This window comes from Pararhizobium sp. P1_E7, assembly GCF_056405855.1.
In genome coordinates this window covers 41,713-65,901 of the sequence record NZ_JBFUBH010000019.1, presented here as the reverse complement: position 1 = coordinate 65,901, position 24,189 = coordinate 41,713, and the positions used below count along the sequence as shown (strand labels likewise).

Genomic DNA, 24,189 nt, shown 5'->3' with positions numbered 1-24,189 from the left:
CAGCCGCGAGCTGCCCTTTTGTCGTTGTGAGGTTTCGGTTGCCTCACCCCTTCTTGAATTCCGCGTAATACTCATCCGCCATCGCGCGTAGCGAGCGGCCGATGGCGRCATATTCGTATTCGTTGAGATTGGCGAGCGAGGCGCGCCCGGCCGCTTGCTGCGTGCCGAACCCACGGCCGGGCAACAGCACGATGCCGGTCTCGTCGGCGATCCGGAACAGCAGTTCGTTAGCCGAAAACTTCCCCTTGATCCATTTGGCGAAGTCGGCGCCGTAAAGCTTGAGGGAAAGGTCTTCCAGGTCGAGCAGGGTATAGTAGTCGACCGAGTTCGGGTTGTCCGTCACGGCAACGCCGAGCTCGCGGTAAAGTGCAGCCTCTCGGTTGCGGATGACCTTTTTCAGTGTCGACTTGTAGATGTCGTTCTCGTCCATCAGCGCAAACAGCGAGAACAGGACCATCTGCACCTGCTGCGGTGTCGACAGGCCGGCGGTATGGTTGAGGGCCACGGTGCGGCTGTCGGCCACCAGCCGGTCGATGAATTTCAACGAGCTGACGTCGGGCAACAGCGATCCATAGCGCCGGTCGAGTGCCGTCTTGGTGGCCTTGGGCAGGTCGCGCAGCTTGCCATCGAGGACATTGTCCTGAAGGGTGGCGATGACGCCGAGGCGCCAGCCGGTCGCGCCGAAATACTTGGAGAACGAATAGACCAGGATCGTGTTGTTCGGGCAAATCGCAAACAGCGAACGGAAATCGTCGGCAAAGGTGCCGTAGACGTCGTCGGTGAGGATGATCAGGTCCGGACGATGGTTCTTGACGATGTCGGCGATCTTGTTGAGGCTGCGGTCGTCGAGCTTCACCGACGGCGGATTGCTCGGGTTGATGCAGAAGAACACCTTGATATCCGGGTCCTTCAGCTTTTCGAGCTCCTCGTCGGTGTATTGCCAGCCCTGCGCCGGATCGGCATTGATCGCCACTTCCTTCAGGCCGTATTCGTCGAGTTCCGGGATTTCGATATAGGGCGTGAACACCGGCATGCCGATCGCCACCTTGTCGCCCTTGGTGACAATGCCGTTCTGCTTCAGCGTATTGAAGATATAGGTCATCGCCGCCGTGCCGCCTTCGACCGCGAAGACATCGACGTTTCCGGCCGACAGCGATCCGCCGATCATCTCCTTGACGATATATTGGCGGACGATCTGTTCGCTGATTTTCAGCATGCGCGGCGGGACGGGATAGTTGCAGCCGAGAATGCCTTCGACCATTTCATGCAGGAATTCCGAGCCGGAAAGGCCCAGCTGGTCGCGGACATAGCTCAGCGCCCGCTGCAGGAAGGCAACGCCTGCCTGATCGCGGTTCTCGCTGGTAAAGCGCTCGAAGCGCGCTTCGATGCCTTCGATGTTCGGCAGTCCGCCGATCCACTTCTGCATGAAGGAATAGGACAGTTCGGACTCCGCGGCGGCAAAAAGCCCGAGGCGGAAAAAGGCGCGGCGCGGCAGCGTTGCCAGGAAGTTCGGATTGCCGCGTCCGGCATTCAGCATTGTCCGGTTTTCTTTGGCCGAGGCCAGCTTGATGAGCTCGTCCTTGAGCTCGAACGGGCTCAGTTTTGCAAAGCTGCTATAGTCGGTCATGGGGTCACTCCTTACTAAGTCGAATGAAGTCAGACGAAGGCAACGACGAGCGGGCCAAGCAATGTCAGGAAGACGTTGGCCAGCGCGTAGGTAATGGCGAAGGGCGTGGTGGGGACGGTGTTTCCGGCCTTGTCGAGAATTTCGCCGAACGCGGGATTGGCACTGCGCGATCCGGAAAGCGCGCCGGCGAAGATGGCGGTGTTGTCGTAGCGCAGGATGTAGCGCCCGACGAGCATGGTGATGAGCAGAGGCAGGATCGTCACGACGACGCCGATCAGGAAGATCGAAATGCCGTTTTCAGCGACCGTTTGGACCGCCTGCTGCCCGGATTGTAGCCCGACGACGGCGACGAAGCCGGCAAGGCCGAGATCGCGCAGGAGCGTCGAGGCCGCCGTCGGCATGTTGCCGAGCGTCATATTGCGGCTGCGGTACCAGCCGAAGGCGAGACCGGCGAGCAGGGCGCCGCCGCCGCTGCCGAGGGTCAGAGGAATGGAACCGATGCGAATGACCGCAAGTCCGACGAGTAGGCCGACGACGATGCCGAGACCATGGAAGACGAAATCGGTCTTGTCGCTGGGCGTGATCACCGTGCCGACCCGTTTGGCGATGCGCTGCAGATCTTCCTGCAGGCCATACGCGGTCACGACATCACCAGCCTCGATGCGGGTGTCGGCTACAAGCGTCAGCGGATTGCCGCTGCGCTTGACCTGAAGAACAAAGACGCCGTGGCGCAATTCCTTGGTCGCCTCGATGATTTCGGCGACCGTTTTGCCGGCAAACTCCTTGTTGCCGATGACAACGTCACGCGTCGCGACAACCATGTCCATGCCGTCGGAAGACTGTGTCTCCGGGCCGATGGTGTTCGTCATGCCGACAACGCTGGCGCGTCGTCCGACAATGAGCACGACATMATCCTTCTGCAGTTTGAGATCGGGTTCGACGCCGATGATCTCACCCGCCCGTTTTACCCGCTCGATGGCAATGGCTGCATTTGTGACGCCTGCCTCGATTTCCCTAACCGTGCGGCCGGCGGCCTGGCTGACCTGGAAGAGGCGCCCGACGAGATCCGGCAAGGCCGGGGTTTCGCCAGGGCCATAGACTTTGGCGCCGGCCAGCATCTCGGCCTCGGCCTTGACGGCTTCGTCGCGAATGCTGCGGCCCATGAACCAGGGCAGGATGTTGACGCAGACGATGATGGCGCCGAAGGAGCCGAAGATATAGGTGACCGCATAGCCGATGGCGACATTCGCCTGCAGGCGCTGCACTTCGTCGGCGGCAAGGCCGAGCTTGCCGATTGCCGAGCTTGCGGTGCCGATGATCGCCGATTGGGTGAGGCCACCGGCGGCGATGCCTGCGGCCAATCCCTTGTCGAGGCCGAACATCTTGGCCAGAACCACCACCGTCACGAGCCCGCTGATGGCGAGCACAGCAGCCATGACGATCTCCCGGATCGACTTGCGCCCGAGCGAACGAAAGAATTGCGGACCGCTTTCGAAGCCGACCGCGTAGATGAACAGGGCAAAGAGGACGGCTTTGATGCCGTTGTCGATTGTAATGCCGATCTGGCTAAGCACGACTGCAACCAGAAGTGAGCCGGCGACGCCGCCCAGCTGGAACTTGCCGAACTGGAACTTGCCGATCCAGTAACCACCCGCCAATGACAAAAACAAAGCGATTTCAGGAGATTGGTGAAAAATAGACTGCAGGAACGACATAGGTCCTCCGTATCAATGCTGCATTGCTCGCGGATGCCGGGATCAAAAAGGACGGTTGTGTCTTGGTCAAGAAAAAACTTCCGCGGGAAGATTAAAATACCCTGCATTTGCTCAAATTTGAGACTCACGTTTTGTTCGGATTTGAGACACATGGCGGAAAATGCGGTGGGAGCAGGGGTCTAGGGCTGCGCCGGGCGAACAAAAAAACGCCCGGCATTTTTGCCGGGCGTTCATTCTGCAGGACAGGTGACGGACGACGTCAAGAAGCCCGGAGCTTTTGCAGCAAATGGTCACCCAGCTGCAGAGAATATTGGGACGCTGAACCTTCATGCACACAGATGTTCTGCCGAAACTCTCTGTTCACGCCGTGCCTTTTCTTAAGCGCTATTTTCGTGACATGTTGAAAGAGCCGGTCAGCACAGGCCTTGACTGCGGATTGGCAACGCTCGGTTGGTCCTGTCTCTTCATGCCGGCGCGGGTGGAAATGATTTTTATTGTTAAGGGTATGGGGAACGCGATATAATACTACAGTTAATCTTCAGACTTGGAGGTCTGTCATGGCTAACACAATGATGCAAGGAACAAAGGGACGGGACTGGGCAAACGTGGTCCTGGCCCTGTGCGTTTTCTTCTCGCCGTGGGTTATCGGCTTTGCGGCTGATGCCGCGCCGAGCTGGAACGCATGGATCGTCGGGTTCATGCTTGGTGCACTGGCGCTCGCGACAATATCGGCGTTTGCCGAATGGGAAGAATGGGTCGATCTGGCGCTCGGCCTCTGGCTGGCCGCTTCCCCCTGGCTGCTCGGCTTTACAGCCAATATGAACGCGATGTGGACCAGCGTGGTGCTGGGACTGTTCGTCGCCGCCGTCGCCCTGTGGGCGGTCTGGGATATCCATCATCCCCACGCTCACGCTTGAGCTGAGGCATGACACTATCGCTGCAAGGACCCGCCGCGCGGAGCGGCGGGGATGCCGCGCCTTTTATCCACGCACCTTCAAAGACTTTTCCTGCCCTGTTTCTCGCATCGGCGGTTGCGGCGGAGTGGAAGGACGTGCCATGTGTTTCGGCACGGAAATTCCAAATGCGCATGCCATTGGAATCGCAAGGAATGAACCATATATGCAGGCGACGTTGACGGGCGGCGCAAGGGGAGTTTTTGCATGACCAAGACGGACATCGCCCGCCGGGTCTACGACAATGCCTGGAAGCTCGATCCGGTCGTGCGCAGCCTGCTCGATACGGATTTCTACAAGCTCCTGATGCTGCAGATGATCTGGCGTCTTTATCCCGACGTCGATGCGACGTTCTCGGTGATCAATCGCACCAAGACGGTGCTGCTGACCGACGAGATCGACGAGCAGGAACTGCGCGAACAGCTCGATTACGTGCGCGCCCTGCGTTTTACCAAGAAGGAGATGATCTGGCTCGCCGGCAATACGTTCTATGGCCGCAAGCAGATTTTCGCGCCCGATTTCCTCGCCTGGCTCGCCGATTTCCAGCTTCCCGACTACGAACTGTCGCGCCGTCATGGCCAATACGAACTGACATTCCCGGGCAAGTGGACCCACACGAGCATGTGGGAAATTCCGGCGCTGGCAATTATCAACGAACTGCGCTCGCGCACCGCCATGAAGGACATGGGTCCATTTGCGCTGGATGTGCTCTATGCGCGGGCAAAAGCCAAGATGTGGACAAAGGTCGAGCAGCTCAAGGCCTATCCGGACCTGCGCATCTCCGATTTCGGCACCCGCCGCCGCCACAGCTTCCTGTGGCAGCGCTGGTGCGTCGAAGCGCTGAAGGAGGGCATCGGCAAGTCCTTCTCCGGCACCAGCAATGTGCTTCTCGCCATGGACACCGATCTCGAAGCGCTCGGCACCAACGCGCATGAACTGCCGATGGTGGTGGCGGCGCTTGCGCGCAACGACCATGAGCTGGGTCTGGCGCCCTACAAGGTCCTGCAGGACTGGAACCGGCTTTATGGCGGCAACCTGCTGATCGTTCTGCCTGATGCGTTCGGCACGGCGGCGTTTCTGCGGAAAGCCCCGGATTGGGTTGCCGACTGGACAGGCTTCAGGCCCGACAGTGCGCCGCCGATCGAGGGAGGCGAGAAGATTATTGCCTGGTGGCAGAAGATGGGGCGCGACCCCAAGGAAAAGCTGCTGATCTTCTCGGACGGACTGGACGTCGAAACGATCCTTGAGACCTACCGGCATTTTCAGGGGCGGGTGCGCATGAGTTTCGGCTGGGGTACCAATCTGACCAACGATTTTGCCGGATGTGCGCCAACCCAGATCGGCGGGCTCAACCCGATCTCCATTGTCTGCAAGGTCAGCGACGCGAATGGCCGCCCGGCCGTCAAGCTATCCGACAATCCGCGCAAGGCGACCGGCGAGCCTTCGGAAGTCGAGCGCTACCTGAAGTTCTTTGGAACGGAAGATTTTGCCGAGCTGGCCGTCAAGGTCTGAGCGGTCAACTTCACAAACAAAAACCCAGCCGGTGGAGGTGTCCGGCTGGGTTTGTTTGCGCATTCTTTGAGGGATGCGCCGGGAGAACTGGGTTTCGTTACGCGCTCATGCGTAAGCAGTCCGAGCGCGAAGCGAGCGGATGGACCATCGACAGCAGGCGGCGCTTGGGAGCCGCGAGCAGATTGGCCGTATGATTTTTGGCGCTCATCGTCCCCGGCTGCATCTGGCGAAGCGCGCTGGCAGCGGAGTACAGAAGCGTTTTCATTTCATTGGTCGTGACGCCGTCCGCACGCATAACGGCACGGATCATCGGGTCTGTCAGAACCTCGTGGATGGTCAGATCGCTGTTTGCCTGGTGCATTGGGGTATTCCTTCGGGTTCATCGTCTTTTCCGGTGGGCGGATCCCGGCCGGTGTCTTAAACTTGACATCAATTTCTTGCGGTGTTACCAGTAAGTAACATTCGAATAGTTACCGACCGGTCACACCTATGTCAAGAAGCCTTGTCAATAAAAATTCGAAATCCGTATCGTCCCTGAAACCGGCAGATGTGAGGCTGGATAAAGGTGACTGTGTGCAGGTGCGTCAGGCGCCGCGAGATCGTATTGTTTCAACGGCTTGTGAGCTGTTTCGGCAACACGGCATTCGCGGTATCGGCGTGGATGCGATCGCCGAAGCGGCCGAGACCAACAAGATGACGCTCTACCGTCATTTCGGCTCGAAAGACGACCTGATCTGCGAAGCATTGCGGTTCACCTCCGAAAAAGCCGCCGCCTTCTGGGACCAGCTTGAAGCCTCCTATCCGGACGACGCGATGGCGCAGCTTCACAGCTGGGTGAAAGCCAGGGCACAGTGTCTTGCCGACAACAAATATGGCTGCGATCTCGCCAATGCGGCCGTCGAGCTCAAGGAGCAGGGCCATCCGGCCCATGTGGTGATCGAAAACTTCAAGCTTGCCCAGCGCCGCCGCCTCGAAAAGCTCTGTCGCGATGCGGGCGTGAGCGAACCGGAACTGCTTTCCGACACCCTGTCGATGCTGATGGAGGGCGCCCAGGTAAGCAAGCTTGCGACGGGCAGCGAAGGCCCGTCGATGCGGTTCATGCGGGCGTGCGAGGCTGCCATCGCCTCGTTCTGCCAGCCGGCAAAAGGGGCCCTCGAAACCGTCGGTTCCTGAGCCTTCAAGAGCCTGCTCGCACAGGCGAATTGACGGCAGCATCGAAGCTCCCGATGGAACAAACGAGCCTTGTGTCCATTTACTTGTTGATTGAAAAAGTGCGGCTTTGCAGCCGCCTGTCAACAAGAAGGACGGCATGTACCCTTTCCAGGAGTTCATCGTCAATCCAGACCCTGCGGACTGGTGGTCGGCGCATCGCGGTGCCTCGCCGATTATCGGCACGGCCATTCACAACGGTCATCACATCCGAAGCGACCTTGAGGAATTCCTGGGCCTCAGCGCCGGCCAGCGGCTGCGCGAAGAGGACCCTTTTACCGAATTTTTCATCCGCGACCTGCCCAACCGCATCGTCTTCCACCGCTCCCGCTTCGAGATCGACATCAACCGTGCTCGCGACGGTGCCATCTATCTGAAACCGGAACAAGCCTGGGGACTGAAGGTCTGGGCGCAACAATTGCCCGACGATGCCATCGCGACTTCGCTCGGCATTCACGACGCATACTATGCCATGCTGGAAACCTGCCTGCGCGGCCTTGAGCAGCAATACGGCGCCTTCGTCCTCCTCGACATCCACAGCTACAATCACCGCCGCGATGGGGCCGAAGGTCCCGCAATGCCGTTCGAAAAAGCGCCGCAGATCAACATTGGCACCTCTTCGATGGATCGTCGGCGCTGGGCGCCGGTGCTCGATGCCTTCACCGGGCAATTGCGCAATTTTGAATTTCGCGGTCAGCGCCTGGACGTTCGCGAAAATATCGCCTTTCAGGGCAAGGGCGAGCAGACGCGTTTCGTCCACGAACGGTTCCCGGAAACCGGCTGCGCCATCGCCATCGAATTCAAAAAATTCTTCATGGACGAGTGGACCGGGGAACCGGATATCGAGGCGCTGACGGCGATGCGGGAGGTGATCCGGCTGTCGCAGCCGGTTCTCACTGAAGCCTTGCGGAAACGGTCATGACCAGCGTCCGCCGCAAGCATCGGGATCCCGCCGCCAACGATCCGCAGTCGCTGGAGGACATTCTTGACTGCATCCGGGCGGGCAAGTCCGTGCGTAGGGATTTCGACCATGGGGGCCGCCTCCACATCGATCGGCCGTTGCCTTTCCTGTCCGTGCATGTCAGCCGGGGCAGGGAGGATCTCGCCGCCCACGATATTGCCGCTGCCAATGCCTCCTATCTCGTGGTCAACGAGATCGACGAAGCCCTGCCGGTCATCACGGCGGTCGGTGGCGTTCTTCGGGACCGGTTTAACGCGTTCCTGCTGTTGGATATCGATGAACTCGACCATGATACGCTGATCACCGACGATGCGTCTTATCTGCCCCCGTTCGAAATCCGGATTGCTTCAACGGCGGATACTGCCGCCCAAGACGCGGCTGAGGCGCTGGCCTTGGGAACCGACATCCGTCCGGTCAAGTTCAGGACGCCGCATGTTGAACGATTTGAACTGAAGACCGATCGCCAGGCTGCCGCGCTGGCCGGGCGGACCGGCTTCCCGCTGGTCGCGGTCCGGTTCGCCCCGATCTACAGGCAGCCGGAATCGGGCAACACCTATCCCGACCTGCGCGAGCGCCTGGTCGCCAACATCTTCGATGCCGGCCTGAAGGCATTCGCAGCCTTTGTCGGCACAACCCAAAGCCTGAAGCTGAAGACACACCGGGCGCTCGGCCGCAAAGCCTTCGTCGATGCCGTCAGCCGTGCCGATCGCAGCATCGATGACGTTGCTTCGAGCTTCGATTTCCTGCTGGCGGTCACGCCCATCAATACGGACGCTGCCTGGCAGGCGTTCAAGGCGGGCAAATTCAGGCAGGAACCGCAATTTTTGTACCGGCCGCTCTCCGTGCGGGTCGAAGTGGAAAAACGAAAGCTCTTCTCGATCGCCTTCGACCGCTTCGAGGATCCCGTCCTCTATCATCTATACCGCGAGAAGCAGCAGGAGCTCGACCTGCAGCTGTCGTTGATTTCAGCTCGCGAGACCAGCCGCTTCGTCGAATATGGCCGTGCCCTCTATGGTCCGGTCCAACCGTCGCTCAACCATATGGCCCAGGATATTCTCGCAAAAACAGCAGCGCTTGCGGATGACAGCGATGATGCTGAAAACGATCCGCAGACGGCGGATTGCTACGAGGTCGAATCTGCAGCGCGCGCCATGATTGCAGAATACCAGCGGCAATATCCGGGCTTTGCAGCCGAGGTCGAATTGCGCGACGACTTGCCGTCCGGAATGCTGGTCTCGGGTGAACGGCTGCTGATCTCGCGCCACACCCTAATGCCCAGAGGCCGGATCCATGCGCTTTTGAGCCACGAGATCGGCGTGCATCTTCTCACCTATTTCAACGGCTCGGCGCAGGGGTTGCGGCTGTTCCGCTCCGGCCTTGCCGGCTACGAGGGCATGCAGGAAGGCCTTGCCGTGTTCTCCGAATATATGGCCGGCGGCATGACCATCGGCCGGTTGCGCCTGATCGCCGCTCGTGTCGTCGCCTGTTCGGCGATGCTGGAGGGCAGGCCGTTTACGGGAACCTACAGCATGCTTGTCGGCGAATACGGGTTTGGGCCGGTCGCTGCTTTCCATCTGGCCATGCGATTGTATCGCGGCGGCGGGCTCGCCAAGGACGCCATTTATCTGCGCGGGCTGCTGGAACTGCTCAGCCACCTGAAATCAGGCGGTGCGCTCGATCCGTTCTGGATGGGCAAGATCTCCGCCTCGCATTTCCGGGTGATGCAGGAACTGAACCTGCGCGGCCTGTTGAAGGCGCCGGTCATTCGCCCTGCTTTTCTTACCCACCCGCAGGCGCAAGCCCGCCTGGACAAGGCGCGGGCGGGATTGAACCCTTTGAATATGATCATCAGTTAGGAACCGCCATGCGCGTCGCATTCTTCGTCAATTCGATCGAGAGCGAGGAACCCAGTTTCACCACCACCGCGCTGGCCACGGCCGCGCTCGCCCGTGGCCATGACGTCTGCTATATCACGCCCGGCGATTTCGTGTTGCGGCCGGATGACAGCCTGATGGTGCGCGTGACCAAGGTTGCTACCGGAAAATACAAGAATCCGCAGGCATTCCATGAAGCCTTCCAGGGCAAGGATGCCGAGGTCCAGACGATCGACGTTCGCGAAGTCGATGTCATCTTCCTGCGCAACGATCCGTCGCTCGATTCGGACGACCGGCCATGGGCCGCCCATGTCGGCGCAATGTTCGGGCGCATAGCTTGCGAACGGGGCGCAATCGTCGTCAACGATCCCGCCGGTCTGGCGCTCGCCCAGAACAAGCTCTATTTCCAGGGCTTTCCGGAAGCGGTGCGTCCGGAAACGCTGATTTCCAAGAGCATCGAGGAGATCCGCGCCTTCATCGCCGGTCACCGCAGGGGCGTCATCCTGAAGCCGCTGCAGGGCTCGGGCGGCAAGAACGTCTTCAAGATCACCACGCCCGACGATGCCAATCTCAACCAGATCTTCGAAGCGGTCAGCGGTGAAGGCTACCTGATCGCGCAGGCCTACTTGCCGGAGGCAAAGGCGGGCGATACCCGCTTCTTCATGATGAACGGCAAACCGCTGGTGCGTGACGGGGTTTACGCCGCCTTCCGCCGCGTTCCGGCCAAGGGCGATCTTCGCTCGAACATGCATGCCGCCGGCACGGCGGAGGCAGCAAAGATCACCAGTGGCATGCTGGCTATCGCCGAGATTGTCCGTCCGAAACTGATCGAGGATGGCATGTTCCTGGTTGGCCTGGATATTGTCGGGGACAAGATTTTGGAGATAAACGTCTTCACGCCCGGCGGCCTTCCCGATATCGCCGGCATGCACAAGATCGATTTCTCCGAGGAAATCATCGAAGCCCTGGAAAACAAGATCGCCATCCGCAAGGTCTATGCCGGTTCCGTGTCCAACCGGGCTCTGGCCACTCTATAGGCTGTTCTCGGGGCTCATTTGTGCTATCGCGGGCACCTCAACGATTGGATGCGCACGTGATACCCTGGACCCTGATTGACACAGCGATAATGCCTGACGGAGGCGGTGAACTGCGCCTGAAGCAGCGCGGCAGCGAATTCTCCATCATGCTCGGCGCGATCGAACTGATGAACAGCCGGCTGAGCGGTTCGGAAGAAGCAATGGCCCGTCTGTCCTACGAGAGGATCCGCAATCATCCGCGGCCGCACATGCTGATCGGCGGGCTCGGAATGGGGTTTACGCTGAGGGCGGCCCTCGCAGAACTTCCTGGCGACGCGCGGATAACGGTCGGGGAACTCGTACCCGCCGTCGTCGCCTGGGCGCGCGGACCGATGGCCGAAGTGTTTGCAGGCTGTCTCGACGATGACAGGGTGGCCATCCGCGAAGGCGATGTCGGCCGTCTCATCCGGTCTGCGGCCGGTGAATACGACGCGATCCTGCTGGATGTCGACAATGGCCCGGAGGGGCTGACCCGCAGGGCAAACGACGCTCTCTACAGCATCGCCGGTCTACAAGCGGCGCGCAGGGCGCTGAAGCCGAACGGCGTTCTTTCCGTCTGGTCGTCCGCGCCGGACGCAGGCTTCACGCGCCGGCTGAAGGATGCGGGGTTCGCTGTCGAGGAACTGCCGGTTCGCGCCAGCACCAAAGGGCGCGGCGCCCGCCATGTCATCTGGATGGCGAGCCGCCGCTAAAGTCCTTCGCGCTCCATCAGGATGTGTACTTCCTCGAACCGGCGCTTGTTTTCCTGGTTCTTTTCATCTGCCGAATAGCAGGCGCCGGCGAGGCAAAACCGCTTCAGCCCRTATGGGGCGGTGGTATTGTCGAACTGGCATTCGAACGTATCGACCATATCCTTTTTCTCCACCCCGTCGCGGGTGGAATAGGTCATGCGTGCGCCCGGTGGCTTGAGTTCCGGGAAGGACTGAACGACACCGGTGTGCAGGGTTTCGGTCATCAGCAGGTGCTTTGCCACTTTCACGCAGAGGTCTTCGATCTTCATCGACTGGGCAGCGGCGGGCGATACGGCCAGCATCGGCGACGCGAGCACGAGGGCAAATACGATTTTTCTCATGGTAAACTCCAGATACACCGGCCCCCACAGCCGATGCGTCGATCATAACGGCGCCCGCCGCCTTTAGTTCCACAGAAGATGGTGCAAAACGCCGTCTGCACCCCTCGACTGTCTGTTGATTGAGCGTAGGATCACGATGCGAAATCATTTTTGACGCGTCCATTTCGCAATCTTGCAAACGCATAATCCTATCGTGAAATTCTTGGTTCATCGCACGGCTGTTTCGAGGCGGGAACCAGGCGCTCCTGTCGAAGTTATTCTTGGCCACGTTGCAAAGGGAGAAGCAGATGAGGGATATCAGCGAAGACGACATCAGAATGCGGGCTTACGCGCTGTGGGAAGCCGATGGGCGCCCGGACGGCGATCATGAGGCACATTGGCTGCAGGCGTTGCAGGAACTGACGGAGGAGGCGGTTGCGGCTACCGGCGCCATTCCGTTGACGCCGACAAAGACCTCCAAGCTTTCTGTCGTCAAGAATGAGGCGGCAATCGAACCCGTCGCCCGCAAGCGCAGCAAGCCCGCCTGATTTTTTGATGTTCCATGGAAGTGCCGGGCAACCGGCACTTCATACGTTTTGACGATCCGGCCGCCGTATGGCGCCGTTTTGGCGCGAGAATGGATGCAATCGGCCATTCACGGCGGTCATTTTTGCAAGGCAAAATTATTACATCTCCGGTACGCTTTTCTGCGGACATCGACGACGCTTTGCAACATCATGGGGAACGCCGACGCTTCGTGCCGCCGCGTCGCGCTGACAACCGGTGGGACAAGGCCGGCGGTACAGGGGCCGGCGGTACAGGGGATGTGACCTGCGTGAAGATACTTTCGGTGACGTCGGAAATCTTTCCATTGATCAAGACCGGCGGCCTTGCTGATGTCACAGGCTCGCTGCCCAAGGCGCTTGAGGCCTACAACTGCCACACACGCACGCTGGTGCCCGGCTATCCGCAACTTTTTGCAAAGCTTGCCGGTGCCCGGCAGGTGTCCTTCTTCCCCAACCTGTTCGGTGCCCCGGCCTCGCTTTTGGAAGCGCGCTACGAGCAGCTCGATCTGCTGATCCTCGATGCGCCTTCCCTCTACAATCGCTCCGGAGGCCCCTATCTCGACGAGACCGGCCACGATCATGCGGACAACTGGAAACGGTTTGCCGTGTTGTCCTATGTCGCCTCGGCGATCGCCGGGGGGCTGCTTGCGGGCTGGTCTCCGGATGTCGTCCACACCCATGACTGGCAGACGGCGCTGACCTCCGTCTACATGCGGTATTCGAGCAACGCGAACAGGGTTCCGAGCGTCCTGACGATCCACAACCTGGCCTTCCAGGGGCAGTTTCCGAGCTCTGTCGTCAGCCAGATCGGCCTGCCGCCAGAGAGCGTGTCACTCGATTGCCTTGAGTACTATGGCGACGTCAGCTACCTGAAAGGTGGGATCCGTACAGCCAGCGCCATTACGACGGTCAGCCCCACCTATGCGCGCGAAGTCATCAGCCCAGAACTCGGCATGGGCATGGCCGGTGCGCTGAGTTCCCGTCCGCAGACTTTGACGGGCATCGTCAACGGCATCGACATGGATATCTGGAATCCGGCCAAGGACGCCTATTTGCCGGTCAACTACGACCACAAGAGGATCAGACTGAGGAGGCAGAACCGCGCAAGGCTGCTGGAGATCTTTCGGCTGGACGACGGCCCCGGACCGGTCTTCGCTGCCGTGTCGCGGCTGACATGGCAAAAGGGCGGCGACATGCTGGCCGAGGTGGCGGAGGAGATCGCCGCGCTCGGCGGCAGGCTGATCGTTCTCGGCAAGGGCGAGGAGCACATCGAGACAGCGCTTCTGGCTGTCGCCGGGCGGCATCCCGATCGCATCGGCGTCCGGATCGGCTATGACGAGGCCACCGCCCATCTCATTCATGGTGGCTGTGACGTCATCATCCAGCCGTCGCGCTTCGAGCCCTGCGGCCTCACCCAGCTTTATGCGCTGCGCTATGGCGCGGTTCCGGTGGTATCGCGGACCGGCGGCCTGTCGGAAACGATCATCGATGCCAATGACGCGGCGATGTCTGCCCGGGTGGCAACCGGCTTCCAGTTCCATCCAGCGACGGCCGAGAATCTGCGGCTCTCCATCCACCGCGCCTTTGCCGCCTATCGCGAGCCGATGAAATGGGCCCGTCTCCAGAACCAGGGTATGAAAGCCAATTTCTCCTGGGACCGAAGCGCCGAACAATATGCAGCGCTCTACGCCCAGCTCATTCCCGCCCGCAAGGCACTGCCCGTCCGGCGGCCAAAGGCTGCCGAGTAACCGCCCGAGCAAGGGGCGCAGTCCGCGCTCATCCGCCGACTGCGGCCGAATCATGCGGGCCGAAACCGTGCGAGGCTGCAGCCGGACGCTGAAAGGTATGGACGGGTTCAGACCGGGCCGATCCATCAACTGGCAGATAAGCAACGAGCACCAGGAACACTTCTGAGCTGAAGAAAACAACCGACACAATGTAAAACGCCATACCTTTGGTTTCACTGTGTGGAGGCAGGTGACAAAGGCGCCGCTCAATGCTCTAACTCTCCAAATTGCATGAAAACGTATTTAGGACGATATGAGCTGAGGGGGTTCGGCGCGTGAAAAAGGCTTTTGATATCCGGTTGTTGGCTTTCCGCATCTGGTTTCTGGCGGCAGTGGCGTTTGGTGGTGCAGTCTATTCTATCCAGCCCGTCCTCGCGCAAACGGCCATCCCGGCCGTATCGGCCGAAAAGGTCGATCAGCTGATCAAGCTGCTCGATGATCCAGAGATACGCGCACTGCTGAACAAGCCGGCCGCCGTCCCGGCTGCCGTGCCTGCTACGAGCGAGCCTGCGAACGAAATGTCTGCAACCGCGTTCCACGCCTTTGGAAACAGGATTCGTGAACATCTGCGTGATGTCGGCCAGGCGGTTCCGAAGATTCCCACCGAGTTCATGCGTGCCGGCCAGACCATTGCGGCCGACATCAATGGCCACGGCCCGTTCGGCGTGTTCGTTCTGTTCTTGACGATGGTGCTGATCGGTCTTGGCGCGGAGTGGCTGTTCCACCGCATCGGCCGCCGCAGCCGGGTGCAGGCGGTGGTAACCGAGGCCGAGGGAGCAGGCGAAAACCCCCTGCATACCGCAGGCCGCCATCTGTTCGCCTTGCTGGCGCCGCTGGTCGCTTTCAGCATTGCAAGCCTCGGCCTGTTCATGGCGATGACCTGGCCGCCGCTTCTCGACGCCATCATGCTGCCTCTGCTGCTGGGGGTCATTGCCTGCCGGTTCGTCATTCGCATTGCCAGGGTTCTGCTGATTGGGCCGAGCAGCGCAAAAGGTCTCGGCGATGCATCGGGCCTGGTTCCGATCGACGGAGCCCCCGGTGTTTTCTGGTACAAGCGTATTTTCTGGTTGTCCTGCATCCTGTTTGCTGGATGGGCTTTGGTGGGCGTGATGGAGGCGTTGAGCATTGCCCCCCCCGTGAGGGAGGTTATTGTCTATGCGCTCGGTCTGGGCCTGCTTTTTGTTGGCATTGAAACCGTCTGGAACCGGCCAGCAGCGATCGCCCGGCCCCACGGCCGCGGCGCCATGGAATGGGCGCTGACATTCTATCTCTGCCTGCTCTGGGCGCTCTGGGTTGCCGGTCTCATCATCGTTCTCTGGCTGGGCATCTATGCACTGATTTTGCCGGGCCTCCTGAAAGCAACCACCGCGATGGCGAAAAACGCTTTCGCCGGCCAGCCCGACATGCCCGGCAGCGGCAATCCCGTCATCGAGGTGCTGGTGGAACGGGGCGCACGGGCGGCTATCATCGCGCTCGCCGTGCTCTGGCTCGCGTTCATTGTCAACAAGCGATCGTCGATGTTTACCGGCGAGGCGATGACGGATCGCCTCATCCAGGGCGTTCTGGCGGGTGCGATCATTCTGCTTGTCGCCGATATCCTCTGGCAGATTTCCAAGGCGGTGATCAACCGCACGCTCGAGCAAGCCCGGACCTCCGCTACAGTTGACTCGGCACATGCGGCGCGTAACGGGCGGCTCTTGACGCTGCTGCCGCTGCTGCGCACCGTGCTGGCCGTCGTCATCGGGCTGATCGCGATCCTGATGGTGCTCTCTGGCCTTGGCGTTCAGGTGGGCCCACTGATCGCGGGTGCAGGTATCTTTGGTGTGGCCATCGGTTTCGGCTCCCAGACCCTCGTCAAGGATGTGATCAGCGGCGTCTTCTACATGATGGACGACGCCTTCAGGGTCGGGGAATATATCCAGAGCGGCAGCTACAAGGGAACCGTCGAGTCATTCAGCATCCGTTCGGTCCGGCTGCGCCATCACCGTGGCCCGGTCTTCACTGTACCCTTCGGCACGCTGGGTGCGGTCCAGAACATGAGCCGCGACTGGGTGATCGACAAGTTCACCATCTCGGTCGGCTACGACACCGACATCAACAAGGTCCGCAAGATGGTCAAGGGTGTTGGCGCTGCACTTCTTGAGGACGAGGAGTACGGGGCGATGATACTGGAGACGCTGAAGATGAAGGGCGTCGAACAGTTCGGTGACTATGGCATCAATCTGAGCTTCGCGATGATGACCAAACCGGGCTACCAGACGACGATCCGCCGCAAGGCCTATATGATGATCCGGGAGGCGTTCACGAAAAATGGCGTCGTCTTCGCCTCGCCGACCGTTCAGGTCGCCAGCAACGACGCATCGTCGGCAGCCGCAGCTGCCGCTACCATAAAGACGGCGATGGACCAGAAGAAGTTGGCCGAAGGCGGGGAGGAGGGCGCCTGACGGGCGCTCTCCTATTCTTCGTAAAGCTCTCGCAGCGTCCTCAGCGTCTGTTTGAGGACGCTCGCGGGTACGCTGCCCAGTCGCTTGACAAGCCGTCTTTTGTCGAGCGCGCGGGATTGCTCGAGCAGGATCAACCCATTGACACCCTGGAAAGCGATGGGCACGCGAAAGCCTGCCGGATGACTGCCCGACGTCATGGGCGCCACGATGACGGTGCGAAGATGATCGTTGATGTCGTCCGGTGATACGACGAGGCATGGCCGGGTTTTCTGGATTTCACTGCCAACTGTGGGGTCGAGTGCGGCAAGCCAGACCTCGCCGCGCTTTACCATTTGAGTGCGGCGTCCTCTTCATTGCCAAATTCCGGCCAATCGAGCCTGTCATCCCCGATGGAGGTCAGCCGCTTGGCATCGTCTGCCCAGCCTTGGCGCGGGGGATTGATCACCCGCTCGATGACGATCCGCCCGGCTTCGACCTTGAGCTCGACGCTGTCGCCGGCTTCGACACCAAATTCKGCAAGCAACGGCTTGGGAATGATGATCCCTGCCGAATTGCCGAATTTCTTCACCGTGCTCAACATCGCACTCTCCTGTTCTCTGGATTGATGTATACCATCCAGATAATTCCGTTACAACAATGTTGTAACGTGCTTTTGGGAAAGGTGCGGAGTTTTGGGCTGTTGAGCCAAAGAGGAGGCCGGACGTCTGTCCGGCCGTCACTTCATCAGCGCTGGCGGGCCTTGCGGGCCGCATAGCGGCGGTCACGTTCGGCTTTGCGTTCTGCCTCATCAGCGACAACGCGGGCGATGCGGTCGCGCTCGGCCTGTTCGCGGGCTGTTGCTTCGGCCTTTGCCTCGGCTTCGGCGGCTGCCGTCAGGGCTGCGGCTTCGGCGAGCTGGCGCTCGTTTTCTTCCTGCTTCAGCCGGTCGCGTTCGGCGCGGCGGGCTTCGCGCGCTGCCGCATTGGCCTGCCGTTCGGCAAGCTTGGCTGCCAGTTCCGGATCGTCAGCCTTCGGTGCCGATACAAACTTCTTCAAAAGCTGCTGCTTGGCTTCGGCTGCGGCTTTGCGCCGATCGGCAAAGCCATTATCGGATGCGTGTCTCAATCTTCGTCGTCCTTGTTTGCAGATTTATCGTTGGGCCGGTGCTGGCCGGGAAAGAGTTCGTCACCGTGCCGGCCGCCTTCGTTTCGCATTTTGCGCATTCTCAAGATAGTGTGAAAACGCCAAAAAAATAGGGAGGGCATCGCCTTTTCCGCCTATTTCACGGAGGTGGACGGCGTGTCGCAGTGCCATTGGCTCAGCGTTTGGCGGATTTTCCTGTTACGGCAGTCTTGACGGTTGCCGCAGCTTCCTTTTCCAGCCGCAACTCGCGCAGCCGCCGGGTCTTTGCCTCACGCTCGGCGGCAACAGCATCGATTTCCGAAATCGTCCGGTTGCGGGCCATGAACTGGGTCTGTGTTCTGCTGAATGCCGATTCCGCCTGGTCGCGGGCTTTGGTCGAATTCTCGGTCAAAATGATATCCTAGTGCATAAATTGCTACAGCGGCCTTTGCGTGTCATGAATGACGCGCGGCGCTGTCTTGCTATCGCACCGGCGTTTCGTTCAGATCATTCTGTCGAATACGGTGCGTCTATTGGCTGTTTACAGCGCCGCGCGTCATTCATGACGCGCAAAGGTCGCTGTAACACTTTAAATTTACGGCATAATTCATTAAATCGATTCCGATTTAATGAATTATGCCGTGGCAAGAAAAAAGGCCAGGCGTTTGCCTGACCTTCCATTGGATTTCACCTCGTCAACGATGCCAGTACATCCGTGGTCACCGGAGAGGTTTCGTCCGATTTAAGCAGCCTGGAGCTGGCAGGCGGACATTTTGCCCGACTTGTTGTCGCGTTCCATCTCGTAGCCGAGCTTCTGGCCTTCGACGATTTCGCGCATGCCGGCCCGCTCGACAGCGGAGATGTGGACGAAAACGTCCGGACCGCCGTTGTCAGGCTGAATGAAGCCGAAGCCCTTGGTGGAATTGAACCATTTAACTGTGCCAGTGGTCATAACGAACCCTTTCAATAGCAACATGTATCCATCACCGTACGACGCACGGCGATCAGTAGTCTCGATTTTTGAAGGGGGAAGTTCGTCAGAGACGCGGCAAGCGCGGGCAGAAACAAATATCGGTCAAACAACTATCGATGAATGCTCATATAAGCTGCCCTTTCCGGTTTGTCAACTTTTAGTTTTTCTGATGGTGACGGACATCATCAGTGGTTGCATTCATTTTTTCTTCCCGCAGCTTCGATAACCGGCCGGCGTCGATTTTGCATGAGAATCCAGGACGGGTTGCACATCCGCTCCCTGAACAGTTTCTTTTGTTTGTTCATTAATCAGAGACAATCCGTCCAGCCCCTCGCGTCTATCGCCGCCACCGAAAGTGGCACATCTATATCGGCGACACGAAGCCCGGCTCGGGCAGAAAGGGATCAGATCATGCTCACTCAGATCAAGGGACTGCACCACGTCACCTCGATGGCGGCAGACGCCCGCACCAACAACCAGTTTTTCRCCGATGTTCTCGGCCTGCGCCGCGTCAAGAAGACGGTCAACTTCGACTCGCCCGATGTCTACCATCTCTATTACGGCGACGAGACCGGCGCACCGGGCACGGTGATGACCTATTTTCCGTTTCCCGACATGGGCCCTGGCCGCCCGGGAACCGGCGAAGTCGGCACCACGGTGTTCTCCGTTCCCGAAGGCTCGCTCGGCTTCTGGAGCGACCGGCTGTCCAAGCGCGGCGTTTCCGGGATCAAGGCGGAAGAGACCTTCGGTGAAAAGCGCCTGAACTTTGCCGGTCCGGATGGCGATGGCTTTGCGCTGGTGGAAGTTCGCGACGACAACCGCCCGGTCTGGACCGCCAACGGTGTGGCCGAGGATCACGCGATCCGTGGCTTCCATTCGGTTGCCATGCGCCTTCGCGACGAAGGGGCCACAGCCGAGCTGTTGAAGTTCATGGGTTACGAGACGCTCGATGCCAAGGACGGTGTCACCCGGCTGATTGTGCCCGGTGGCAATGGCGCCGGTCTGATCGACCTTGAGACCATGCCGAACATCCAGCGCGGCCAGCAGGGCGCCGGCTCCGTCCACCACGTCGCATTCTCGGTCGAAAACCGGGAAAAGCAGCTGGAAGTGCGCAAGGCCCTGATGGACACGGGCTATCACGTGACACCGGTGATCGACCGCGACTATTTCTGGGCGATCTATTTCCGCACGCCGGGCGGCGTCCTGTTCGAGATCGCCACCAATGAACCGGGCTTCGACCGCGACGAGGATACTGCGCATCTCGGCGAAGCACTGAAACTGCCGCAACAGCACAAGCATTTGCGGCCGATCCTCGAACAGCACTTGGCAAAGCTGGAAGGCTAAGGGAGCGATATCATGACTGACTATGGCTATGTGCACCGGTTGAAATCCGGCGCACCAGGAAATCCGATCTTCTTCGTTTTCCACGGGACCGGCGGCGACGAGCGGCAGTTCTTCGACTTTGGCAGCGACCTCCTGCCGGACGCGACGATCGTTTCACCGCGCGGCGACGTTTCCGAACACGGCGCGGCGCGCTTCTTCCGCCGCACCGGCGAAGGCGTCTACGACATGGCCGACCTTGCCCGGGCGACGGGCAAGATGGCTGAGTTCGTCACCCGGCTGGCTTCCGAGCACAAGGCCTCCGAGATCATCGGCCTTGGCTTTTCCAACGGCGCCAACATTCTCGCCAATCTGCTGATCGAGACGAACCTGTTTACCAAGGCGATCCTTTTGCATCCGCTCATTCCCTTCAAGCCGAAGGACAATCCGTCGCTTGCGGGCAAAAAGATCCTGATCACCGCCGGCCAGCGCGACCCGATCTGCCCGGCGCCGCTGACGCAGGCCCTTGCCGACTATTTTGCGGCACAAAAAGCGAGCGTGGAAACGGAGTGGCACACCGGCGGCCACGATATCCGCCCGAACGAGGTCGAGGCGATCAAGCGGTTTCTGGGGTAAGGGCTCATTGCGGGCGCGTGGCACCCCCTCTGTTGGCGAGTGACAGAGGGGGGGTAAGCCACTCCGATCTCGAACTGGCGATCTTGGATCGCAACTCAATACCCTCGTGCAGCCCCCGATGTCGCGCGGCTGTCCATGGCGCCGTTGTAGCGGGCGCCGCCGCCTTCCTCGATTTCGGCGAGATTGCGGCCACCGACCAGAATGCCGGCCGCCTGGCCCCAGACCGGCCAGCTGGCGTCTATGCCGACGTCATGGCCCATGTCCGTCAACAGTTTCAGCGTATCGGACGAGAGGGCGAAGGGCTCCATGTAGACCTTGTCGGGCAGCCATTGATGATGGATGCGCGGGGCGTCGATGGCTTCCTGGATGTTCATGCCATGATCAATGACGTTGACGATCGTTTCCAGCGTGATGGTGATGATGCGGGCACCGCCGGGGCTGCCGATGACCATGAACGGCTTGCCRTCCTTCGAGACGATCGTCGGGCTCATTGACGACAGCGGCGTCTTCTTCGGCGCGATCGCATTGGCCTCACCCTGCACCAGGCCGTAGAGGTTGGGAGAGCCGGGCTTGGAGGTGAAATCGTCCATCTCGTTGTTGAGCAGGATGCCGGTTCCGGGCGCAACGACGCCGGCGCCAAATGAGCCGTTCAGCGTATAGGTGACGGCCACTGCATTGCCGTCATTGTCGATGATCGAATAATGTGTCGTCTCGGCACTTTCGCCCATGCCCTTCGGCATCAGGTCCTTCGAGATGCCGGCCTTGAACGGATTGATCTTTTCGCGGATTTCCTTGGCATAGGCCTTGCCGGTCAGCTTTTCGACCGGGTTTTCGACAAAATCCGGATCGCCGAGCGCCGAGTTGCGATCGACATAGGCATGGCGCATGGCCTCGATCATGGTATGCACGGTCTCGGCCGATCCATAGCCGAGATAGGACAGCGGATAGCCTTCCAGCACATTGAGGATTTCGCAGATGATGACGCCGCCCGAGCTTGGAGGCGGCGAGGAGGCGATCTCGTAGCCGCGATAAGTGCAGGTCACGGGCTTGAGTTCGCGGACGGTATATTGCTCGAAATCGCTCTTGGCGAGAATGCCGCCGGTGGCGGCACTCGCCTTGACGATATTATCGGCGATTGCGCCCTTATAGAAGGCATCAGGGCCTTTCTCCGAAATGCTGGTCAGGCTTGCGGCCAGCTCCGGCTGGGCCAGGGTTTCACCGATCGAAAAGGTCTTGCCGTCCGGTTTGAGGAAAATCGCGGCGGCGGCCTTGTCTTTCGAGAGCTTTTTGGCGCCGTTGCCAAGCGAGGCAATATCGCCCTGATCCAGCGTGAAGCCCTCCCTGGCAAAGCGAATGGCTGGCGCCATCAGCTCCTCGCGCGGCAGCGTCCCGTATTTCTCGCGGGCCGTCTCGAAGCCCATGACGGAGCCGGGAACGCCGACCGCCAGATAGCCGGCGGTGCTCGCACCTTTGACGATCTCGCCCTTGCCGTCGAGATACATGGTCTTGGTCGCTGCAAGCGGCGCGCGTTCGCGGAAATCGAGGAAGGTGGTCTTGCCGTCCTGCAGCCGGATGGTCATGAACCCGCCGCCGCCGATATTTCCGGCGGTTGGGTAGACGACGGCCAGCGCATAACCGACGGCGACCGCGGCATCGACGGCATTGCCGCCTTTTTTCAGAACCTCGACGCCGACATCGGAGGCGAGATGCTGGGCGGTGACGACCATGCCATGCTCGGCCTTGACCGGCTCGGGCGACGCGGCGAGCGCCGAGGGCAGGGGCATGAAGGCGACGGAGATGACGAGGGCGGCGATGGCGCCGCGACGGGTAACAGACAGCATGGTGTTCTCCCGGTTCCGGTTTTCGGATCAGCCATCTTTGCCGAGATCGATCGGCAATGCCAGCCTGGAGGATGGAAAAGGGCTGCTGGCGATAGAAGGTGGTACGTTTAACCTCTGCTTGAGGAGAAGCCGTGCCTTGCCGGCGTCGCTTACTTCCGCATGGCGAACGTCAAGAGTGAGCTCCTGAGGCTTATTGGTCGCGCGCCGACGAAACCCTACCCCGGAATTACCCCTCTAACCACAGCGCACCTGTCGCCGGTTGTGCGGCATAAAGGACACAATCCCCCGTCCGCAACCGTCACGCCACAGGATATTTTGCGCGGTCGTCATTCGCAGCCAATACGCATCGTGACATTATGGCGACAAGGAATGGCCGCCGCCGATTCTGATTGCTTCTGGGGGGATGTTGTCGTGAATAGAAAAGTATCGATGGGAGCCCTGGCCGTCGTCGCTGCGCTGGTATCGACGAATTCCGGCATGGCCGCCGAACGGGGCGCAGGTTTTTATCTGCTCGGCAGCAAAGGCCCGGCTGCTGGCATCGCACCGCCGCCAGGCCTCTATTTCCAAAATGACATCTGGCTGTACGACGGCAGTCTTGGCGGAGGCAAACAGCTGCCAACGGGTGGCAAGCTCGCGCTCGGGGTCGATGGTAGTGCCGTCCTTGCTGCGCCGACCTTGCTCTGGGTGCCGGAGGAGGAAGTGCTGAATGGCCGTCTCGGTTTGGGGTTGACCGTCCCTTTTGGCTGGATGAAGTCGAGTGCGGATCTAACCATCGCCGGTCCACTCGGAGGAACGGCGACGGGTGCGATCACTGACACGGTGTTCACGATCGGTGACCCGCTGGCCAGCGCCAGCCTTGGTTGGGATGCCGGAAACCTGCACTGGCAGATCGGCACCATTATCAACGTGCCGGTCGGCGACTATCAGGACGGCGAGATTTCCAACATTGCCTTTCATCACTGGGGAGCAGACGTCAATGGCGCACTGACCTGGCTCGACCCGGCGAGCGGCTTCGAGTTATCCGGCGCTCTGGGGATGACGTTCAACGCAGAGAACCCGGCGACAGACTACAGGTCCGGCAATGAACTGCATTTCGAAGGGGCCGCCCTGAAGCATTTCGGACAGAAATGGGACATGGGTCTGGTTGGCTATGCGTATCATCAAACGACAGGCGACAGCGGCGCGGGCGCGCGAGGGCCGTTTAAGGGCAGGGCATATGCCGTCGGCGCAACCATTGGCTGGAACTTCGCCGTGGCGGATCAACCCGTTTCCGCCCGCATCAAATATTTCCATGAATTCGGTGTCGAAAATCGCGCTGAAGGCGACTCCGTGTTTTTGACGATYGCATTGCCACTGTCCAGCCCGAAAGCAACTTCCGCGGAATGAAGCGGGCCAGACACATCCACTGCAAGAGAGGCTGATGCCTGCAGCCACGGCAGCGGCTTTCCTGCGGCTGACGCGGGGAAGCCAAATCCCCGCCACATCGGCGAGGAAGACGGAGGATAGCTTGGGCCTTTGACCAAACACCTGTTCACCAGGTGGG

Annotated in this window: 23 protein-coding genes; 13 read left to right on the top strand and 10 right to left on the bottom strand. The window is 60.2% G+C overall.

Annotated features, from left to right (window positions below):
- Positions 1 to 43: 43 nt before the first annotated feature.
- A complete protein-coding gene (locus tag AC1D17_RS17895) occupies positions 44 to 1,627 on the bottom strand; it encodes a bifunctional aspartate transaminase/aspartate 4-decarboxylase (RefSeq protein WP_477566696.1) in 1,584 nt (527 codons plus the stop codon).
- 29 nt (positions 1,628 to 1,656) lie between these two features.
- A complete protein-coding gene (gene aspT / locus AC1D17_RS17890; RefSeq protein WP_477566695.1) occupies positions 1,657 to 3,342 on the bottom strand; it encodes an aspartate-alanine antiporter in 1,686 nt (561 codons plus the stop codon).
- 557 nt (positions 3,343 to 3,899) lie between these two features.
- On the opposite strand from aspT, the gene AC1D17_RS17885 reads away from it, so the two are divergent.
- Both AC1D17_RS17885 and pncB read left to right on the top strand, forming a co-directional pair.
- On the top strand, positions 3,900 to 4,259 hold the full coding sequence (locus AC1D17_RS17885; protein WP_477566694.1) for an SPW repeat protein: 360 nt from the start codon (positions 3,900 to 3,902) through the stop codon (positions 4,257 to 4,259).
- 243 nt (positions 4,260 to 4,502) lie between these two features.
- Positions 4,503 to 5,807, top strand: a complete 1,305-nt coding sequence (pncB, locus tag AC1D17_RS17880) for a nicotinate phosphoribosyltransferase (protein ID WP_477566693.1) — start codon at positions 4,503 to 4,505, stop codon at positions 5,805 to 5,807.
- A gap of 97 nt (positions 5,808 to 5,904) precedes the next feature.
- On the opposite strand, the gene AC1D17_RS17875 is transcribed toward pncB, so the two are convergent.
- A complete protein-coding gene (locus tag AC1D17_RS17875) occupies positions 5,905 to 6,168 on the bottom strand; it encodes a hypothetical protein (protein ID WP_477566692.1) in 264 nt (87 codons plus the stop codon).
- A 128-nt stretch (positions 6,169 to 6,296) separates the two neighbouring features.
- Here AC1D17_RS17875 and AC1D17_RS17870 point away from each other — a divergent pair, with 128 nt between their 5' ends.
- The 5 genes from AC1D17_RS17870 (at position 6,297) to AC1D17_RS17850 (ending at position 11,619) form a co-directional block, all read left to right on the top strand.
- A complete protein-coding gene (locus tag AC1D17_RS17870; protein WP_477566691.1) occupies positions 6,297 to 6,980 on the top strand; it encodes a TetR/AcrR family transcriptional regulator in 684 nt (227 codons plus the stop codon).
- A 136-nt stretch (positions 6,981 to 7,116) separates the two neighbouring features.
- A complete protein-coding gene (locus AC1D17_RS17865; protein WP_477566690.1) occupies positions 7,117 to 7,938 on the top strand; it encodes an N-formylglutamate amidohydrolase in 822 nt (273 codons plus the stop codon).
- On the top strand, positions 7,935 to 9,833 hold the full coding sequence (locus tag AC1D17_RS17860; RefSeq protein ID WP_477566689.1) for a flavohemoglobin expression-modulating QEGLA motif protein: 1,899 nt from the start codon (positions 7,935 to 7,937) through the stop codon (positions 9,831 to 9,833). The genes AC1D17_RS17865 and AC1D17_RS17860 overlap by 4 nt, the downstream gene beginning before the upstream one ends.
- An 8-nt stretch (positions 9,834 to 9,841) precedes the next feature.
- Entirely contained in the window at positions 9,842 to 10,888 is a 1,047-nt protein-coding gene (locus AC1D17_RS17855; RefSeq protein WP_477566688.1) for a glutathione synthetase, read from the top strand.
- An 89-nt stretch (positions 10,889 to 10,977) separates the two neighbouring features.
- Complete coding sequence (locus AC1D17_RS17850) at positions 10,978 to 11,619, top strand: spermidine synthase (protein WP_477566687.1); 642 nt, start codon at positions 10,978 to 10,980, stop codon at positions 11,617 to 11,619.
- Here AC1D17_RS17850 and AC1D17_RS17845 read toward each other — a convergent pair.
- A complete protein-coding gene (locus tag AC1D17_RS17845) occupies positions 11,616 to 11,999 on the bottom strand; it encodes a hypothetical protein (RefSeq protein ID WP_477566686.1) in 384 nt (127 codons plus the stop codon). The two genes, AC1D17_RS17850 and AC1D17_RS17845, sit on opposite strands and share 4 nt — an antisense overlap.
- 287 nt (positions 12,000 to 12,286) lie before the next feature.
- On the opposite strand from AC1D17_RS17845, the gene AC1D17_RS17840 reads away from it, so the two are divergent.
- The 3 genes from AC1D17_RS17840 (at position 12,287) to AC1D17_RS17830 (ending at position 16,775) form a co-directional block, all read left to right on the top strand.
- Positions 12,287 to 12,526, top strand: coding sequence for a DUF2934 domain-containing protein (locus AC1D17_RS17840; protein ID WP_477566685.1), 240 nt, complete (start codon positions 12,287 to 12,289; stop codon positions 12,524 to 12,526).
- A 287-nt stretch (positions 12,527 to 12,813) separates the two neighbouring features.
- The gene (gene glgA, locus AC1D17_RS17835) at positions 12,814 to 14,292 is read left to right on the top strand and encodes a glycogen synthase GlgA (protein WP_477566684.1); all 1,479 of its coding nucleotides are present in this window, start codon (positions 12,814 to 12,816) and stop codon (positions 14,290 to 14,292) included.
- Positions 14,293 to 14,606: 314 nt separating this feature from the next.
- Entirely contained in the window at positions 14,607 to 16,775 is a 2,169-nt protein-coding gene (locus AC1D17_RS17830) for a mechanosensitive ion channel family protein (protein ID WP_477566683.1), read from the top strand.
- 11 nt (positions 16,776 to 16,786) lie between these two features.
- Here AC1D17_RS17830 and AC1D17_RS17825 read toward each other — a convergent pair whose 3' ends face one another.
- The 5 genes from AC1D17_RS17825 to AC1D17_RS17805 form a co-directional block, all read right to left on the bottom strand.
- Positions 16,787 to 17,107 (bottom strand): type II toxin-antitoxin system PemK/MazF family toxin, encoded by a 321-nt coding sequence (locus tag AC1D17_RS17825; RefSeq protein ID WP_477566682.1) that lies wholly within the window; start codon positions 17,105 to 17,107, stop codon positions 16,787 to 16,789.
- Positions 17,101 to 17,355: an AbrB/MazE/SpoVT family DNA-binding domain-containing protein gene (locus AC1D17_RS17820; protein WP_477566681.1), complete on the bottom strand. Its 255-nt coding sequence runs from the start codon at positions 17,353 to 17,355 to the stop codon at positions 17,101 to 17,103. The genes AC1D17_RS17825 and AC1D17_RS17820 overlap by 7 nt, the downstream gene beginning before the upstream one ends.
- Positions 17,356 to 17,498: 143 nt before the next feature.
- Entirely contained in the window at positions 17,499 to 17,879 is a 381-nt protein-coding gene (locus AC1D17_RS17815) for a DUF6481 family protein (protein WP_477566680.1), read from the bottom strand.
- A gap of 193 nt (positions 17,880 to 18,072) precedes the next feature.
- Positions 18,073 to 18,288, bottom strand: a complete 216-nt coding sequence (locus tag AC1D17_RS17810) for a hypothetical protein (RefSeq protein ID WP_477566679.1) — start codon at positions 18,286 to 18,288, stop codon at positions 18,073 to 18,075.
- 330 nt (positions 18,289 to 18,618) lie between these two features.
- On the bottom strand, positions 18,619 to 18,828 hold the full coding sequence (locus AC1D17_RS17805; RefSeq protein WP_060637157.1) for a cold-shock protein: 210 nt from the start codon (positions 18,826 to 18,828) through the stop codon (positions 18,619 to 18,621).
- A 432-nt stretch (positions 18,829 to 19,260) separates the two neighbouring features.
- Between AC1D17_RS17805 and AC1D17_RS17800 the strand changes: the two genes are divergently transcribed.
- Together AC1D17_RS17800 and AC1D17_RS17795 are read left to right on the top strand one after the other, a co-directional pair.
- Positions 19,261 to 20,193, top strand: coding sequence for a VOC family protein (locus AC1D17_RS17800; protein ID WP_477566678.1), 933 nt, complete (start codon positions 19,261 to 19,263; stop codon positions 20,191 to 20,193).
- Between the two features lie 12 nt (positions 20,194 to 20,205).
- Positions 20,206 to 20,805 carry an alpha/beta hydrolase gene (locus AC1D17_RS17795; protein ID WP_477566677.1) on the top strand — a complete coding sequence of 200 codons (600 nt, stop codon included), beginning with the start codon at positions 20,206 to 20,208 and terminating at the stop codon, positions 20,803 to 20,805.
- 95 nt (positions 20,806 to 20,900) lie between these two features.
- Here the strand turns inward: AC1D17_RS17795 and ggt are convergent, their stop codons facing one another.
- Positions 20,901 to 22,589 carry a gamma-glutamyltransferase gene (gene ggt, locus AC1D17_RS17790; RefSeq protein ID WP_477566706.1) on the bottom strand — a complete coding sequence of 563 codons (1,689 nt, stop codon included), beginning with the start codon at positions 22,587 to 22,589 and terminating at the stop codon, positions 20,901 to 20,903.
- A 426-nt stretch (positions 22,590 to 23,015) separates the two neighbouring features.
- Between ggt and AC1D17_RS17785 the strand changes: the two genes are divergently transcribed.
- Entirely contained in the window at positions 23,016 to 24,032 is a 1,017-nt protein-coding gene (locus tag AC1D17_RS17785; protein ID WP_477566676.1) for a SphA family protein, read from the top strand.
- The last annotated feature ends 157 nt before the right edge of the window (positions 24,033 to 24,189 follow it).

Coding starts and splice junctions, on each gene's coding strand:
- AC1D17_RS17865 (WP_477566690.1), top strand. CDS start 7,117: ATGTACCCTTTCCAGGAGTTCATCGTCAATCCAGACCCTGCGGACTGG.
- AC1D17_RS17805 (WP_060637157.1), bottom strand. CDS start 18,828: ATGACCACTGGCACAGTTAAATGGTTCAATTCCACCAAGGGCTTCGGC.
- pncB (WP_477566693.1), top strand. CDS start 4,503: ATGACCAAGACGGACATCGCCCGCCGGGTCTACGACAATGCCTGGAAG.
- AC1D17_RS17840 (WP_477566685.1), top strand. CDS start 12,287: ATGAGGGATATCAGCGAAGACGACATCAGAATGCGGGCTTACGCGCTG.
- AC1D17_RS17850 (WP_477566687.1), top strand. CDS start 10,978: ATGCCTGACGGAGGCGGTGAACTGCGCCTGAAGCAGCGCGGCAGCGAA.
- AC1D17_RS17825 (WP_477566682.1), bottom strand. CDS start 17,107: ATGGTAAAGCGCGGCGAGGTCTGGCTTGCCGCACTCGACCCCACAGTT.
- AC1D17_RS17885 (WP_477566694.1), top strand. CDS start 3,900: ATGGCTAACACAATGATGCAAGGAACAAAGGGACGGGACTGGGCAAAC.
- AC1D17_RS17795 (WP_477566677.1), top strand. CDS start 20,206: ATGACTGACTATGGCTATGTGCACCGGTTGAAATCCGGCGCACCAGGA.
- AC1D17_RS17860 (WP_477566689.1), top strand. CDS start 7,935: ATGACCAGCGTCCGCCGCAAGCATCGGGATCCCGCCGCCAACGATCCG.
- AC1D17_RS17855 (WP_477566688.1), top strand. CDS start 9,842: ATGCGCGTCGCATTCTTCGTCAATTCGATCGAGAGCGAGGAACCCAGT.
- AC1D17_RS17870 (WP_477566691.1), top strand. CDS start 6,297: ATGTCAAGAAGCCTTGTCAATAAAAATTCGAAATCCGTATCGTCCCTG.
- AC1D17_RS17875 (WP_477566692.1), bottom strand. CDS start 6,168: ATGCACCAGGCAAACAGCGATCTGACCATCCACGAGGTTCTGACAGAC.